Below are 17,464 nucleotides of genomic sequence, written 5' to 3' on the forward strand. Positions count from 1 at the left end.
CACGGCTTCAGCCTCTTCGGAAGAAAATCGCTTCCGATGAGTCTTCAGACACGTGCTGTTCCCACTGGAGTCACCGCCCTACGCTCACCCGACTGGTTAGAGCAACGTTTCTGTTTCGATATACTATACTAGTAGTCAGCGAGCAGGTATACGCACAACCCATAATTGCACATTACTCCGCAGTTTCTTTCAACTATTATATATATTGATTTCTTGTTCATGTTGACAGGTTATAAAAGCTGTAATTATAATGGTTTACCGAGAAAATTCTGCGTGTAATAAAGCCGATGCACACCGACACCGATGTGGGTATAATCATTGCTTAACAAAGCTTCACGGTGCCCTTCGCTATTTAACCACCCTTCCATCGCCGCTGGTGCATCTGGATATTGAGCAGCAATATTTTCTCCAGCTGCAGTATAAAAAACTTCTCCTGCTTCTAACCGTTCTTTTAGTCCATCCCCATTTAAACTATAATGTGAAAAATAATTATTTTCTTCCATGTCTTTACTATGAAGAAATGCTACATTGCTTACACTTTCTTCCCAATCTAACTTATCCTTGCCATGCCGATGCCTTATTATATTGGTAATATCATAAATTTGTTGCTCCATTCCCTTTTCAATCTCTTCCCATTCATCTTCCGTAAAGATCGGATCGTCTGGGAGCTTCCCTCTATACTCAATTTCATATGGACGTTGCTTTAATATTGTATCTGCAGTTAAAACTCGAAGTGATGATAGCTTATCAGTGAATGTATCAAAATAAAGCTGAATAAATGTGTTATCATTTAATTTTACAAGTGGTCTTACTTGTATATCCTCCTTCGAAATTCTAAATTTATAAGATGATATTCCATTATTATATGAAACTTCTTCCGAAAAGCTGAACTCCTGGTCAACCTCCCCATACGGTTGCCCAATATAAACAGGATTTATATCCAACCCTTCTCCTGTCGCAAAAATGGTTTTAACTACATTATCTTCTACTCCAAATTGTACATACTGGTTCGTCGAATTCGTATAAACCCACCATTCGTAATCATAGGCACTTTTATCAATCCGAACTGGGACGCCAAAGCTCCCTTCAAGCGCTTCACTCGTTTGACCTATCCATTGAAATATATTCCCCTCCAATGGGACGACTGATGTGTCTTCATCACTCGGAGAAACTTTTGTATCTAATACATGTCGCTTTTCTTTAACAATTTTTGTGACTTGTTGAACCACTTCTTCCGGTGAAGTTTCCGTTCGATCCAAAAAATAAAAAACAGCGATTCCAAGCAACGTTAAAAAAAATAAGCTTTGAATTATTCGCATTGGTGACTCCCCCTTTCTTTATTAGTATCATCTTATACTTCATACTATCGTAACCAGAAGAGAGGACCTATCTAAAACGAAGCGAGGGAAACTCCCATTCGATTTCTTAGAAGTTGGGTGGTCCAGATGTATCCACTACACATTTCATAGAAAACAAGTGTGGGGGGATTTATATTCTCTTTACCCTATTATTATATTTATTATCGCAATTATATACCTATTCAATAGATAATAATTGGTTTTTAATTGCATATTAAGCGTTTTCGTACTATCATTATACAATGAGGACTAATATATGAGGTGAAAAAAATGAGATTGGAAAATACGGGCATAGAAGATTCAATTGTAGATTTAAGACCTCTAGATCATTTAACTGGTAAACATGCATTTATACGTGCAGGACAATGGGACTATGAGCGAGTTACTTATGATTACAAAATTGGGTCACAAGAAAAGAACGTTACATATTACATTCGTATTCAAGGATATGCTATCGAAGGTGATGTTGATAGAGGAGACGCTGTTATTAAATTATTAACACCACTGCTCGGCAAGCATTACTACCCACATGGTGTCGAATATGGTGAAGCGGAAAATTTCCCAGAAAGTCTAGTGGAAAGAGCACACACACTTGTTGCAAAGGTTGCTGAGGAAATTCAGCATCATAAAAAGTAAAACAATAAATTAAAAGCTTTATTAAAGCTACAAGAAACCAGCTGTTTAGACCAAACAGCTGGTTTCTTGTACTAAAAGCCCAATATAGCCTTAATCAGACTTGTTGTTTCGCCACCATCATAAATAACATACAATAATAAGTAAACCGCAACACCAGTAATAGCAGTGAAGAACCAAATAACGCTCGTTACAGGTCCTATTTTTTGATGTTTAGCTATATTTCGTTTTAATGCTAATACAATCGTTACAATTCCAAACACTGCACCAGTTGTTGCTAAAATAATATGGAAAATAAGGAAGAGCGTATAATAAATTTTAATATTCTCCGGTCCGCCAAAGCTCGTGTTTCCATCGAAAATTGTTCGAGACATGTAAATAATAAAAAATAGAATCGCACTAAGTGCAGCTAAAAGCATAACCTTCTTATGTGCTTTCTTCTTCCCTTTAACAATTAACATCCATCCAATCGCAACTAGGACTGCGCTTAGAACGATAAAAAAAGTACTTAGCGTTGGTAAAAATGGCATAACTCACGAATCCTTTCTAGATAAAGTGAAACTTTATTCAATATGGTCCACTTGCCTTCATAACATGTGATAAAGTTTTATCCTTCTCTCTTATTCTGCAGACGTTGGAAGTGGGTCAACAGTTTGACTTTCTTTAGAAAACCATCTAAAGAATATCGTTCCTAATACGATTCCATACGTAATTTCTTGCATGATTTTCATAATAATGCCGCCCAGTTGTTGATCCTCCACTGTGCCCATGCTAGTAAACATTTCTGGTCCTGAAAGAGCTGGCGCTAAGCCTTGAAGTACATCACCAGGAACACATAAAGCCAAAGCTTGAAGCCATGAACCGTTTTGTGAATAAGCAGCAAAAAGTGGTTCCGGTGCAAAGATAATCAGCACACAAGCTGGTGTTATTAAAACACTATTTCCAATAATATAAGCCATTTTCATCAACGGATGCAGCTTGTCCATTTCCTTGATCGGAGATAATAACGGGAACCAGACAATAATAGCTGAAATAAACAAAATCAACGATGTCGATGTATGCATAATTTGTGACTCTTTTGCAAGATTGAAAACTACTGGCATATGATAAAAAGAGAATAACACGTTAAATAACAACAATGAAATAAGTGGCTTCGTAAAAAATGTGAACACAGGTTTAATAACCGGCGTATTAACAACCTTTCTCCAAATCCATTCCGGGATTCCTTTTAACAAAAAAATAGGCACAACGAGTAAGTAAATAGCCATTTGAATCATATGTGCTGTTAAGGTAATATGTGAAAGTAAGTCAATAGGTGACCCTTTAACAATATATAACAACACAAGAGAGAGATAAAAGAGAAGTTGTTGCTTACCAGTTGGTTTAGCTTCCCCACCAAATTTATGACGGTAAGCTCCTGTAATGAAATAGTATAAAATAGCAAGACCAACGATAAAAAGAAAATAATAGGGACTCCACAGTGCACGGAAACCAAAAATCTGTAATTCTAACCACATCATTAATCACTCCATATAGTGGATTATCTTTTTATTATAACGTATAAAACAAATAAATTCTTTCCTTATTGTGACAAATTTGTTAGAGAAGTCAGCATTCATTATGGATTCCAAATGAGTCCTCTAATATAGACAGCTAAGCTTAGCTACTTTTTTGCTTAGAAAATTTGCCATTTGTTAAAGGTATTCTTATGAGAACGTTTTTTGTAACTTTAACTATACATGTGCTTCTTACATGCTTTTTATTAATAGCTTAGTTGCGCTTATGCAAATAGAGATTGGGACAAAAGTATTGTTATGATATAAAAAATCGAACCTGTTTATTGCAATAACGCGCACTGGAAATATACTTCGCTAAGTTTGTGTATTGTTCTTCTTTACATTAAACACTTTTGTTATATCCCCGTCTTTATCTGCCAAAAAAAGATCGGGATATGTACATCCCGATCTTTTTCTATTCAGATTCCAAAGTTGTCTTACCACCAAATAATGGTTACAAACGTAACTCCAACTAAGAACGTAACCCATATTCCACCGAAAATTAATAACGCTGGAAATTCATGTCCTTTATCTTTCATATGCATGAAGTAATAGAATTGGAACCCAACTTGGACAATTGCCAATATAAGTATTAACGGGATAACAAACATTGAGCTGATTCCCATGGCAACTGCGAAGAAGGCAATCATTGTAAAGAAAATCATCAATGCGAAAGTAATAATTTGCTTTCGCATCTCTTCTCGATTTTTTTCTTTTTGGTACGAATTAATTTTGTTGGTACTTGTATTTTCCGTCATAAATTAACTCACCATCCCCATTAGATATACTACTGTAAAGATGAATACCCATACAACGTCAATAAAGTGCCAATACAATGCAAATGTATTGAATTTTGGAGCATTATAAAGATTTAATCCTCTTTTAGCATTTCGTACCATTAGCGTAATTAGCCAACTTAGTCCGAAAATAACGTGACCTCCGTGGAAACCAACTAATGTATAGAATGCTGACCCAAATGCTGATGAACGGAATGTAAATCCATAATCATGAATATAGTGTGCAAACTCATAGATCTCACAAGCTAAGAAGCCAATACCTAATAATGCTGTAATTCCTAACCAAAGCATCATCTTTTTAAAATCATTATTCTTCATATGGTAGATAGCATATACACTTGTAAGTGAGCTTGTTAATAACAGAACAGTCATTAAGAATACTAAATCTAATCCGAATAAATCTTGTGATGTTGGACCACCAGCCGTTGAATTTCTTAAAGCTAGGTACGTTCCAAAAAAGCAAGCAAAAAGAACTGTTTCTCCGCCAAGGAAGAACCATAAACCTAGAAATTTATGTTTTCCTTCCATTGTTGCTTTTGAAGGATCTTCTGGCATCGTTTTCGGGTTTAAGGAATGATCATGACTCATCTCAGTCAGCCTCCCTTTCTAGTTCTTCTTTGGAAATATGGAATCCAAGATCATCTTTCAAGGAACGGATTACCATACAACCAATCGCAATAGCCATACCAGCATACAATGCTATTAACCAAGCTTTATGATCAGTTTGATAAATGAAACCGAAAGATGCGATAAAGAAACCAGCTGTCATAATTAAAGGAAGAATAGATCCGTTAGGCATATGAATTTCATCCAATGGCTCTGCAGGAGTCATTTTTCCATTTCCTTCTGTTTTCTCAATCCACAATGGATCAAGGCCTCTTACTAAAGGCATTTGTTTAAAATTATAAAACGGCGGTGGTGAAGGAATTGTCCACTCTAATGTACGAGCATCCCACGGATCTGCAGGTGCTTTTTCACCTTTAACAGCAGTATAAACAATATTAATAAGAAAAACTATTGTTCCAATTGTCATAAAGAAGGCGCCAATCGTACTAATCAAATTCCCAGTATCGAGCCCTTGGTTTTCCAGGAATACCCAATAACGACGTGGCATACCCATTAATCCTAGGAAATGCTGGATGAAAAATGTTAAATGGAATCCAATAAAGAATGTCCAGAAAGCTAATTTACCCATACCTTCATGTAAAATTCTTCCGAACATTTTTGGCCACCAGTAGTGACAAGCTGCAAATAGACCAAACACCACTCCACCAACGATTACATAGTGGAAGTGAGCAACAACGAAGTAGGAATCATGGTACTGATAATCCGCTACGTTTGACCCAAGCATAACCCCTGTCATACCACCAATTGTAAATGAAGGAATAAATGCCAGTGCCCAAAGCATTGCTGAGTTAATAACAATACTTCCGCCCCACATCGTAAATAACCAGTTAAATATTTTAATACCTGTTGGAACAGCAATCGCCATCGTTGCAACAGCGAATATGGAGTTAGCTACTGGTCCTAAACCTACTGTAAACATATGGTGTGCCCAAACCATAAATCCTAAAAACGCAATCAAAAAGGTTGCAAATACCATTGCAGAATAACCAAACAATCGCTTCTTAGAGAATGTAGGTAAAACCTCACTAAACACCCCAAATACAGGTAAAATCAGTATATATACTTCTGGGTGACCGAATATCCAGAAAAGGTGCTGCCAAATTACGGAGTTCCCACCAAGAGCTACATCAAAGAACGCAGAACCAAACATACGGTCAAACATTAGTAGGAACAATCCAACAGTTAATGCAGGAAATGCGAACAAGGTTAGGACACTCGTTACAAAAGTAGTCCATGTAAATAATGGCATACGCATATAAGTCATCCCTGGCGCACGCATCGCAACGATAGTCACAAGGAAATTAATACCACTCATTAATGTTCCAGCACCAGATAGCTGTAATCCCATAACATAAAAGTCTGTCCCATGTCCCGGTGATTGAATCGATAATGGTGCATATGCAGTCCACCCTGCATCAGGTGCTCCTCCTAAAAACCAACTACAGTTTAATAGAATACCACCGGAAAAGAACAACCAAAATCCGAGTGCGTTTAAAAATGGAAAAGCAACGTCGCGTGCCCCGATTTGCAGTGGCATGATATAGTTCATAAGACCAAATAATAATGGTGTGGCTGCAAGGAATATCATGGTTGTTCCGTGCATCGTGATCATTTCATTATACAAACCTGCAGTAATAAAATCATTCTCAGGTTTAATTAACTGAATTCGAATTATAAGAGCCTCTAGTCCACCTAGTAGGAAAAAGAATCCACCACCCATTAAGTACAGAATCCCAACTTTTTTGTGGTCAACGGTGGTCAAGTAATCCCATAGTACAGCACTAAAAGCTCTCTTTTGAGTAGCTGCATTACTCAAAGCTTAAACCTCCCTTTTGTGTCTTTCATCCCAATTATATATTTTTTAGTTCCCAGCACTTTCAGGTGTTATTTCTGAAGGTTTTAATTGCAGTAAATATTCAGCAATACTATTTGCCTCTTCTTCTGAAACGCTCGGATATGCACCTGTCATTTTATTTCCAGGCTTAATTGACTCAGGATCCATGATCCAATCAATTAGGTTTTCTTTTGTTGGTTCCAAAATACCAGCAATAGTGGTACGGTCCCCAAAGTTTGTTAAATTAGGTCCAGTTGCAGCAGGTGAAGATCCGATAGCATGACATGCCATACAGTTATTTGCTTCAAACAATTCTTTACCTTCTTGTGCTACAGTATCCTGCGGCTCTTGCTCAGGATCAACAGCTTGCATATCAGATAGCCATTGGTCATATTCTTCCGGACTAACTGCAATTACTTTAAAGTCCATTAATGAGTGCGATGGCCCGCAAAGCTCAGCACATTTCCCCCAGTAAACGCCTTCTTCAAAAGCTTCAATGTACATTGTATTTACGTTTTCAGGACTAACATCCATTTTCCCTGAAATAGATGGTACCCAAAACGAGTGAATAACATCTGAGGACTGCATGTTCAGGTATACTCTCTCACCAGTAGGAATATACAAATCCTGACTTGTTACGATTTCTTCGCCATCGTAATTAAAATGCCACCAATATTGATTCCCTGTAACCTCAATATTGATGTTTTCACTTGCATTGGACGTATCTGCTAAATCAAACGTAGCAATAACAGTTGGTACACCCATAATTAAAACTAGCACTATCGGTATGATTGTCCAAACCGTTTCCAATGTGTGATTCCCTTCTACTTGCTTTGGAATGAAATCTTCCTGCCCTTTCTTTCTTCGGAAACGGACTAAAGCAATAACGTAGATAATCATAACAACGACAAAAACTCCAACCATAATTAATGTTGTGAGAATAATTAAATTCATCGAGCTTTCTGCTCCATACCCTTTTGGCACAAGTGCAGTTAAATTTTCTTTCCCACACGCGGTCAAAAATAGAGACAACATTGTAAATAGTAATAGTGCCTTAGTTTTTCCCATCCAACCTTTCATGTATTAATACCTCTCTTTCTTCTTGTTGTTTCCTTATATATATTTATTTAAGGACAAACGTTTAGTTAAATATAGGCAATGTCACAATAATCATTAACGGGAATAAAATAATTAAATAGTTTAAAGAATAGATAAACATGATATTCGCCCATTTCAAATCATCCTTCATAAAGAAGCCTCTAAACCCTAATACAAGCCAACCAATATTAAGTAATACCGCAATAACAACAAAAGTCGTTCCCAGTGATGCAAGTAAAAATGGTAGGGGAAGTAGACAGGCAGTATAAACTACAATTTGGCGTTTTGTAAATTCAAAACCGTGCACGACAGGTAACATTGGTATTCCAGCCGCTCGGTAATCTTCGGTTTTTTTCATTGCTAAAGCAAGAAAATGCGGTGTTTGCCAGATAAACATAATTAAAAACATAACAATAGGAACAATATGCAGCGAAGGATCAAATGCTGCCCAACCGATTAGTGGCGGCATAGCACCTGAAATACTTCCGATTGCCGTGTTTAATGTATAACGACGCTTTGACCACATTGTATACAATACGACATAAACAAACCATCCTATAAAAGCAAAAAGTGCAGCTAATAGTGTTGTAAACAATAACATAATTAATCCTACCGCAGTCGTTACAAGCCCAGCAATTAACGCTGTTTTCAAAGATATAAATCCAGTAACCGTCGGTCGTTTCTTAGTTCTATTCATTTTAGGATCAATGTCTGCATCATACCAATTATTGATAATACAGCCACCAGCAATAACGAGCACACTACCAACCATTGTGAGTAAAAAAGTTCCCCAATGGGATATAAAGGAAGAGTTCGAAAAATGAACTGCTAACCAAAAACCGGCAAAGACAGTAATCATATTCGAGTTTACAATGCCTATTTTTATAAGCGCTTTTATTTCATTAAGAAACACTCCAATTTTTTCCTTGTTGGTCAATGCTGCATCGCCGATTATTTCAGAATACGATGTTTCCGCTTTATTCATTAATTTCCCCCCTTTAACCCCGACAAAAAGACACGTTAAATAACCAGAAGTCTTCTTCATTCCATGAATTCTGATTCTAAGTCTTATTGTATCACGGAATTAAATTACAATCTAATTAACTTATCAATTCACTAAATAGTTTACAACATAATTTCAATGTATATGTGACAATTAAGTGAATTTTTCATGGATCGTTACTACCACTTGAAAATATGTATAACCTCATTTTTTTAGGATGATAGCGAACATCCCTATACTATTTCTAGCAAACAACGTAAATTAATGCAAGCTTTTTTCTTATTTGCATAGTGAAAACGTATGTAAAACATGATACTATTACAATTGTGCGTATAAATAGTAGTTTCTAAGCTAATTTCGTTGCAATAAAAGTTAATCTGCTATTATGATTAATCTATTGAAAGTTTTTATAGTGCGCATTAAAAAGGTGAAAATGAAGGACCAAGAAGTTCAAGGCGGCTTAGTTCCCCAATATCGGGCTTACTTAGGATGTGTTGACTTCTGTGTCGCCCCAGGACGTGGGCGTTTTTAAGTAGAAGCCATCGCCATCGAGCTTCTCGCGTGTGTTATGGTGACTTTGATGTTCGACACAGAACGTGTTGGTGCGTAGTCGAAGGTCTCCTGCTCTCAATATGTCATTTTTACCAGACTTTTTGAACATCCTATTATAGTTTTTAATCATTAGAAGTGAGGCTGTTGAGTGTATGATTAAATTTTTACGAACCTTATCATTAATTGCAACAATTTTAATGCTTTTTCTTCTATTAGGAGGAGCATTAGTTACAAAGACCGGATCAGCGGATGGTTGTGGAGATAGCTGGCCGCTTTGTGAAGGTGAATTAATACCCTCTGAATTCACTTTTGAAATGGTAATTGAATTAAGCCATCGAGCTGTTTCTGGAGTAGCTGGGATCGTTGTATTAACGCTTGCAATTTTATCTTGGATTAAAATTGGTCATGTTCGAGAAGTAAAATTCCTAGCATTTTCTTCTGTTTTCTTTATTGTCCTGCAAGCTTTAATTGGTGCAGCAGCTGTTGTTTGGGGACAGTCAGATTTTGTTCTCGCTGCCCATTTTGGAATATCTTTAGTATCGTTTGCAGCAGTCTTTCTGCTTATGCTGCTAATTTTTGAATTAGATAAGAAATTACATACCGAGTCGCTATTCATTAAAAAAAGTCATCGTTTGCATATTTACGCACTATCCATTTATACAATGATTGTTGTGTATACAGGTGCACTAGTACGGCATACTGAATCAAATCTTGTTTGTGGTGACTGGCCATTTTGTACGAACACCTCCCCCCTCTCGTTTTCTGATTATGATTTTAATCAGTGGGTACAAATGGGACACCGATTTGCAGCAGGGATACTATTTATCTGGACGTTTATCCTGATGCTTAATATGATTAAAAACTACCGTTTCAACAATGTAATGTATTGGGGATGGATTATTACTTTCTTTTTGATTTTCCTGCAGGTTCTATTTGGAGCATTGATTATATTTACTTTACTTAATCTTGGCGTAGCACTTATGCACGCATTAGTAATCTCCTGCTACTTTGGAATGCTTAGTTATTTCATCCTACTTTCTAATAGAAGTGCTAAAAAAGAAAAAACAGGAATGGCTAAATAGCCATCCCTGTTTTTTCTTTTTTCTAGTAACATTTGAGATCTTTTCTGCTGAATTGCATCAAAGGGTCTATAAAACAATTAAAAGCTAGTGGAGAGTCTCCGATTATAATAATTTCATTAAATCAGAGACACACTACCATTCAAATATTATTCAAACTCAATTAACAAATCATTCACTTCAATTGATTCTCCAGCATCTACATGAATCGCCTTGATGACACCTGCATACGGAGCTTGAATAGTTGTTTCCATTTTCATTGCCTCCGTTGTTAAAATGTGTTCACCTTTTTCAACTGAATCTCCCTTTGAACAATTAACTGCAAGTACAGTTCCTGGCATTGTCGCACCAATTTGCTTTTCATTTGATTTATCGACTTTTGGTCTTGTTGAAAGCAAGGACTCAACACTGTTATCTCTTACTCTGATTTCACGCGATTGTCCATTTAATTCAAAATAGAAAACTCGTGTACCATCATCTTTAGGTTCAGAAATAGAAACAAGTTTCACAATTAAGGTTTTTCCCTTTTCTATCTCTACTTCAATTTCTTCACCTAAGTTCATTCCGTAGAAGAACGTAGGTGTATCTAACACAGACATATCTCCATAGTTTTCACAGAAATTATGATAATCCATAAACACTTTTGGATATAATGCATAGGCAATCAAATCAAAGCTAGTTACTTGTCGATCCAAAGATTTAAATAGTTCGTCTCTTAAGCCCTCAAAATCAATTGATTCTAATAATTCCCCAGGTCGAACCGTAATTGCTTTTCTCCCCTTAAGAATAATCTCCTGCAATTTTTCTGGGAAGCCTTGATATGGCTGACCAATATACCCTTGCGCAAACTCAATAACAGAATCCGGGAAATCAATTGAATGTCCTTTTTCATAAATATCTGCTTCGGATAAATTGTTCTGTACCATAAATAATGTCATATCACCAATTACTTTTGAAGATGGTGTTACTTTTACAATGTCTCCAAACATGTCATTAACTTTGCGGAACATTGTTTTGACTTCATTCCAACGATTTCCAAGTCCAACAGCCTTCGCTTGCTGTTTTAGATTACTGTATTGTCCTCCAGGCATTTCATGGAAATAAATTTCTGTATGTGGTGCTTTCATTCCACTTTCAAAATCCTGATAGTATTCTCTAATGCCTTCCCAATAATGTGAGATTTCTTCATATGCATTAATATCAACCTGTGGCCCGCGTGCGCTTCCTTCTAGTGCATGATAAAGTGTCTGCGCACTAGGTTGTGAAGTTAATCCCGACATCGAACCAGTAGCAACATCGACCACATCTACTCCTGCATCGATTGCTCTAGCATACGTATAAACACCGTTTCCACTCGTATCATGTGTATGAAGGTGGATTGGAAGATCGATCGTTTCTTTAAGGCTAGATATCAACTGATAGGCTGCTTCTGGTTTTAACAATCCAGCCATATCTTTAATCCCTAAAATATGGGCACCAGATTGTTCCAGCTCTTTCGCCATGTTTTTGTAGTAATTAATATCATATTTTTCCCGACCTTTATCGAGTATATCGCCAGTATAACAAATTGTCGCCTCTGCAATTTTGTTATTTTCACGAACCGATTCAATTGCCAGCTTCATTCCCTCAACCCAATTCAAGCTATCGAAAATACGGAAAACATCAATACCTGCATTGGAACTCTTCTCTACAAATTCGCGAATTAAATTATCTGGATAGTTTTTATACCCTACAGCATTGCTCGAACGTAATAGCATTTGGAATAGTACATTTGGCATTTTCTCACGTAGAGCGAGCAGTCTAGTCCATGGATCTTCTTTTAGGAAACGGTATGCTACATCGAACGTAGCTCCGCCCCACATCTCGACAGAAAAGAGATTTGGTAATAAACGCGCAGTCGGTTCAGCAATATGCAGCAAGTCCGTCGTTCTAATCCTTGTTGCAAGTAGTGATTGGTGGGCATCACGGAATGTAGTATCTGTTAATAATACTTCCTTCTGATCCTTCAACCACTGTGCTAACCCTTCTGGGCCTTTTTCATCTAAAATTTGTTTCGTTCCAGCAGGGATTTCTTGATGAGAATCTACTTCTGGAATAAGTAATGGCGAAAATTCAGGCTTTTTCTTTTTCGTAATCCCCTCTGCCCCATTGAGCGTTGTATTCGCAATATAGGTAAGCATCTTTGTGCCACGGTCTTTACGTTTCGGAAAGACGAATAGCTCTGGTGTATTATCAATAAATGTTGTGTCATATTGACCAGACATGAATTTCTCATGCAAAATTACATTTTCCAAGAAATGGATATTCGTTTTAATACCACGAATTCGGAATTCCTTTAAATTTCGCACCATTTTAATTGCAGCTTGCTCAAAGGTCAATGCCCACGTTGAAACTTTAACTAGTAAAGAATCATAATGCGGTGATATGACTGCACCTTGATAGGCATTTCCAGCATCTAGCCGTACACCAAAACCTCCACCACTACGGTATGCATTAATTCTACCCGTATCTGGCATAAAGTTATTCAGTGGATCCTCTGTCGTAATCCTGGACTGGATTGCATAACCGTGAATTGTAATTTCTTCTTGTGCTGGTACTCCAACAGATTCATCATGCAGGCTGTATCCGTCTGCCACTTTAATTTGTGTTTGAACAACGTCAATACCAGTAATCATTTCTGTGATAGTATGTTCTACCTGTACACGGGGGTTAACTTCAATAAAATAAAAATCATCATTCGTAACAAGGAATTCAACAGTTCCAGCATTTATGTAACCTACATTTTTCATCAAGTCAACTGCAGCATTACAAATGCGTTCTCGTAAGTCATCTGAAAGAGACAAACTTGGCGCAACTTCGATTACTTTTTGATGTCTGCGCTGTACAGAACAATCTCTTTCATGAAGATGAACAATATTTCCATGCTGATCTCCAAGGATTTGTACTTCGATATGTTTAGGATTTTCAATGAATTTCTCTACATATATTTCATCATTCCCAAAAGCAGCTTTTGCTTCGGACTTAGCACGATCGTATGCCTCGCGGACTTCATTTGCATCACGAACAATTCGCATACCACGTCCACCACCGCCTAATGATGCTTTAATGATAATTGGATATCCGTGTTCCTCTCCAAAAGCTTCAACATCTCGGACAGTTGCTATAGCACCGCCACTACCAGGAATAATCGGTAGATTCGCTATCTCCGCTTGCTCTCTTGCTTTTACTTTATCTCCAAACATGTTTAAATGTTCGCTAGTAGGTCCAATAAAGATAATTCCCTCTTCTTCACAACGTCTTGCAAAGTTAATATTTTCCGATAAAAAACCATAGCCAGGATGAATCGCATCAACTTGTACTTCTTTTGCAAGATCAATAATTCCTTCAATATCTAAGTAAGCATCGATTGGCTTTTTTCCTTTACCGATTAAATATGCTTCATCTGCTTTAAAACGATGAAAGGACGCGGAATCTTCATTCGAATAAACCGCTACAGTACGGATGTTTAGTTCTGTGCAAGCCCGAAACACCCGAATTGCAATCTCTCCTCGGTTAGCAACCAGTACTTTTTTGATCTGTTTTAATTCTGCCATCTTCTATCACTCCTGTTATAATTAATCGTTTTTCTTTCTACATTCGACTTCTCTTTTGTTCCATCAATTTCTTGCTTCTTAACAGCACTTGCAATATTGTTAAGAATTCCCATTGAGATTAACATGATGAGAAGTGATGAGCCTCCATAACTAACAAACGGAAGTGGTACACCGGTAATCGGTAGCAGTCCACTAATAGATCCAAGGTTAATAAATGTTTGAATTCCAACCATGGAAGAAATTCCTAATGCTAGTAATGCTCCGAAACTATCATTGCATTTTCTAGCTATAAAAATACCACGCAATACAATGATTGCTAGCATTCCTAACACAATAAGTACGCCAATAAAACCTAGCTCTTCTGCTACAATCGCCATAATGAAATCCGTATGAGCTTCCACCAGATAGCCTAACTTTTGTACGCTTTGACCTAGTCCTTCCCCAGTTAATCCACCAACACCAATTGCTACATAGGATTGGATTAATTGATACCCATCAGAATCTGGTGTTGCAAAAGGCTGGTAAGCTCCTGTAAATCGAGACAACCTTTCATCAGTCACTAAAAAAGGCACTGCTAATATAGCTAATCCAACACCGATAGCGATTAAGATTGATAAGTGCTTTAATCGTATTCCTGAACTAAATATAACAGTACAAGCAATCAAGAAAATAATCGATGCGGTTCCGATGTCTGGTTGAAGAACAATTAATCCTAAAATAATCCCGGTAAGTATGAGCGGTGGTAATACACCTGTATTAAACTGACTTATGTATGCTTGTTTCTTCGAATAGATGGAAGCCAAATACATAATCAGACCGAGCTTCGCAAATTCAGCCGGCTGCATACTAGCTGGACCAATCTGGAACCATGATTTCGCGTTATTTACGGAATTTCCGAAAATAAGCACAGCAACAAGCAAGATTACAATAAACAAAATAATAAACTTCATTAGCTTCTGATAGTATTTGTATGGAAATATACTACAGATGATAAAACCTATCATTCCGACTACAAACCAAATCGATTGACGTATTAAATAATGGGTACTTTCATTTCCTTCCACAACAGCTGTCACCATACTCGCGCTATAAATCATAACAATTCCAAACCCAGCTAATAGTATTGGTGTAATCATTAAGGTAAAATCGTAGTCTTTTAATCTCTTAAGCATCCTACTTCTCCCAACCATATGTTTTTTAAGAGGTTGTTCAAAAAGTTCGGTAAAAATGACACATCAAGATCGGAGGAACATCGACTAACTAACTTCTGACACTTCCAGTGTCGAACGTCGAGTCAACAAAACCTGCGGAATCCAGGTCTTGCGCCGCCTCGAACTTCTCGGTCCTTTTACCCTCTTTTTTCAAACACGAACTTTAAGTATCGATGAAAAGAAATTTAAATAACTATAACACATTTTTGTAAGTCGCGTCTTCTAAATTGTTATTATTTTTTCAAATTCACCTATAAATTCCTATTTAAATTCCTTTATATTCCTTACAATTAAACAAAAAAACCTTGCCGCTTACTTACTGGCAAAGTTTTGCTTTGTCACATCACATCATTAAGCCAATACAATGGACTGCTTAATCAAACCGAATTTTGTGAAGCTTCATGCAATATATTAAGCTTCTTCTCAAGATTTTCAAGAAGTGCTCTTCCTTCGTTCTCGCTGATTAAGTCTAGACGCACAGCAAAATCAATTTCCCTCGAGAGACCAAACATTTGCGTGTCCAAAACATCTTCGTAGACTGGACATTGTGGCATCGTTAAATTCTCTATTTGAACTTCAATTAGTCGTAATATGTTGTCAGCGTCAGCCTTAAGAAGGGCATGGGCTTTTTCACGGTGATCAATAGTCGCCTCTGGCATCAATAAAATCCCCTCCGTTAGAAAGACTTCTTTGTATATTATATTAGCGTTAGCTACAAGAAAATGCAAACAAAAGCGTAAAATTTTTATAAAAAATAATTCTTTACAGGTGAAATATTTGTTTATGTCTGCTATTCTTGATGAAGATACAGAATTAGGGGTGAAATAATGATTGTACCGATTATGGGAAACGTTTTCTATTCCATCACTTTAGATCCTACCGTATGGATTTTCGATGATAGAAAAATATTGCTGAGCGACGCTTTTTCCGACAAGGGCAGGAATTCGGAAGAAGTTGATGATTTAGAATTAGCGTCTCAACGATTCAACCGAGAAGTTTTTGATGTTAAAATGAATCGTCCTCCTGTAAACAGGAGTATCTCAAAATTAGAAGGAGAAACAATTTTAAAAAATTCCTATGTCATGCCATTGCATGATTTCATAAAAAATGCAGAAGTTAAAGCCAGTGCAACGCACGCTATTTTAGTATCAGATGAGGTAGAAACGGAAATATCAATAGCTGACCTCGAAAATGGCTACTTTCTTTTTGCGATTGACGGAAAACCAATTAAAGAAAATGGTCCTGTTCACTTTTTCTACCAAGATGGATCAAATAAAGACAAGCCAATAACCAATATAAAACAAATTATCATTCACTAAAAATCTGCATGCATTGCAGATTTTTTTCATTAGAAAAAATCGTATTCGCCAAGTTCTTGCGATAGTTGCATATACGCAGTAAGAAAGTTTTATACTTACTTTCCTGCCAACCAATATAATTATATCCTTCACTGTATATTTTCATTTATTCTAACCAAAATAAGGTCATCAGCTACTATAATTAGGAGGAATGCTGAATGAAGCCGCATTTTACATTATTATTTTTGGTTGGAATTATACTCCTGGCAGCATGTGGACAACAGGAGGATCCCCCATTGGCAGAAGAACAAGAAAACAATCAATTAGTCCAAGTTAAAAACTCAGACCCAACAAAACTTGAAGATTTAAGCAATACCGAAATTGCAAATCATCTAGCCAATGTAGCTAGCGATGTTCCAAGTGTGGGTGATGCTGCTGCAATTGTCGCTGGTCCTTACACTGTGGTTGGGATTGATGTTGATAAAGATCTTGATCGATCACGGGTAGGAACAATTAAATATTCTGTTTCCGAAGCACTCTATCATGATCCATATGGAAAAACAGCTATCGTAGTAGCCGATGCTGATGTTATGGAGAGGATTAGGGGAATGGGAGACAAAATGGCACAAGGCCATCCTGTTCAAGGATTTGTAGATGAACTTGCAGCGATTGTAGGTCGCTATATGCCTGAATTTCCAATCATGAACAACCCACCTGCCGAACCAGACCAAAACAAAGAAATATTATCTGATGAAGAGCAACAAAAGCTGGATGATATCGAAGGTGAACAATCTAATCACCATGACAATCGTGCAGAATAAAACC

Annotated in this window: 15 protein-coding genes; 4 read left to right on the plus strand and 11 right to left on the minus strand. The window is 37.0% G+C overall.

The features are described from left to right. Positions 1-245 precede the first annotated feature (245 nt). Positions 246-1,319: a CAP domain-containing protein gene (locus D1B32_RS06890; RefSeq protein WP_118888970.1), complete on the minus strand. Its 1,074-nt coding sequence runs from the start codon at positions 1,317-1,319 to the stop codon at positions 246-248. A gap of 309 nt (positions 1,320-1,628) precedes the next feature. Here D1B32_RS06890 and D1B32_RS06895 point away from each other — a divergent pair, with 309 nt between their 5' ends. After that, positions 1,629-1,994: a YugN family protein gene (locus D1B32_RS06895; RefSeq protein ID WP_095308471.1), complete on the plus strand. Its 366-nt coding sequence runs from the start codon at positions 1,629-1,631 to the stop codon at positions 1,992-1,994. A gap of 71 nt (positions 1,995-2,065) precedes the next feature. Here D1B32_RS06895 and D1B32_RS06900 read toward each other — a convergent pair whose 3' ends face one another. The 7 genes from D1B32_RS06900 to cyoE form a co-directional block, all read right to left on the minus strand. Continuing rightward, positions 2,066-2,521, minus strand: a complete 456-nt coding sequence (locus D1B32_RS06900) for a DUF420 domain-containing protein (protein ID WP_118888971.1) — start codon at positions 2,519-2,521, stop codon at positions 2,066-2,068. A gap of 90 nt (positions 2,522-2,611) precedes the next feature. Further along, positions 2,612-3,508: a cytochrome c oxidase assembly factor CtaG gene (ctaG, locus tag D1B32_RS06905; RefSeq protein WP_095308469.1), complete on the minus strand. Its 897-nt coding sequence runs from the start codon at positions 3,506-3,508 to the stop codon at positions 2,612-2,614. Between the two features lie 476 nt (positions 3,509-3,984). After that, positions 3,985-4,305 carry a cytochrome c oxidase subunit IVB gene (gene ctaF / locus D1B32_RS06910; RefSeq protein WP_095308467.1) on the minus strand — a complete coding sequence of 107 codons (321 nt, stop codon included), beginning with the start codon at positions 4,303-4,305 and terminating at the stop codon, positions 3,985-3,987. A gap of 3 nt (positions 4,306-4,308) precedes the next feature. After that, complete coding sequence (locus D1B32_RS06915) at positions 4,309-4,932, minus strand: cytochrome (ubi)quinol oxidase subunit III (RefSeq protein ID WP_095308466.1); 624 nt, start codon at positions 4,930-4,932, stop codon at positions 4,309-4,311. 1 nt (position 4,933) lies between these two features. Then, positions 4,934-6,787, minus strand: a complete 1,854-nt coding sequence (ctaD, locus tag D1B32_RS06920; protein WP_095308465.1) for a cytochrome c oxidase subunit I — start codon at positions 6,785-6,787, stop codon at positions 4,934-4,936. A gap of 45 nt (positions 6,788-6,832) precedes the next feature. Beyond that, entirely contained in the window at positions 6,833-7,885 is a 1,053-nt protein-coding gene (gene coxB / locus D1B32_RS06925) for a cytochrome c oxidase subunit II (protein WP_095308464.1), read from the minus strand. Positions 7,886-7,946: 61 nt separating this feature from the next. Continuing rightward, the gene (cyoE, locus tag D1B32_RS06930; RefSeq protein WP_095308463.1) at positions 7,947-8,888 is read right to left on the minus strand and encodes a heme o synthase; all 942 of its coding nucleotides are present in this window, start codon (positions 8,886-8,888) and stop codon (positions 7,947-7,949) included. 722 nt (positions 8,889-9,610) lie between these two features. Between cyoE and D1B32_RS06935 the strand changes: the two genes are divergently transcribed. Beyond that, positions 9,611-10,540, plus strand: a complete 930-nt coding sequence (locus D1B32_RS06935; protein ID WP_095308462.1) for a COX15/CtaA family protein — start codon at positions 9,611-9,613, stop codon at positions 10,538-10,540. A gap of 146 nt (positions 10,541-10,686) precedes the next feature. Here D1B32_RS06935 and pyc read toward each other — a convergent pair whose 3' ends face one another. The 3 genes from pyc to D1B32_RS06950 form a co-directional block, all read right to left on the minus strand. Then, the gene (pyc, locus tag D1B32_RS06940; RefSeq protein ID WP_118888972.1) at positions 10,687-14,130 is read right to left on the minus strand and encodes a pyruvate carboxylase; all 3,444 of its coding nucleotides are present in this window, start codon (positions 14,128-14,130) and stop codon (positions 10,687-10,689) included. Further along, on the minus strand, positions 14,118-15,302 hold the full coding sequence (gene ftsW, locus D1B32_RS06945; RefSeq protein ID WP_095308459.1) for a putative lipid II flippase FtsW: 1,185 nt from the start codon (positions 15,300-15,302) through the stop codon (positions 14,118-14,120). Before ftsW ends, pyc begins: the two co-directional genes overlap by 13 nt. A 416-nt stretch (positions 15,303-15,718) precedes the next feature. Further along, positions 15,719-16,000 (minus strand): Fpa/YlaN family protein, encoded by a 282-nt coding sequence (locus D1B32_RS06950; RefSeq protein ID WP_095308458.1) that lies wholly within the window; start codon positions 15,998-16,000, stop codon positions 15,719-15,721. Positions 16,001-16,168: 168 nt separating this feature from the next. Between D1B32_RS06950 and D1B32_RS06955 the strand changes: the two genes are divergently transcribed. Together D1B32_RS06955 and D1B32_RS06960 are read left to right on the plus strand one after the other, a co-directional pair. Then, positions 16,169-16,660, plus strand: a complete 492-nt coding sequence (locus tag D1B32_RS06955) for a molybdopterin-binding protein (RefSeq protein WP_095308457.1) — start codon at positions 16,169-16,171, stop codon at positions 16,658-16,660. A gap of 197 nt (positions 16,661-16,857) precedes the next feature. Next, positions 16,858-17,460, plus strand: coding sequence for a YhcN/YlaJ family sporulation lipoprotein (locus tag D1B32_RS06960; protein ID WP_118888973.1), 603 nt, complete (start codon positions 16,858-16,860; stop codon positions 17,458-17,460). The last annotated feature ends 4 nt before the right edge of the window (positions 17,461-17,464 follow it).

This window comes from Oceanobacillus profundus (assembly GCF_003515705.1).
Taxonomy (GTDB): Bacteria; Bacillota; Bacilli; order Bacillales; family Amphibacillaceae; genus Oceanobacillus; species Oceanobacillus profundus.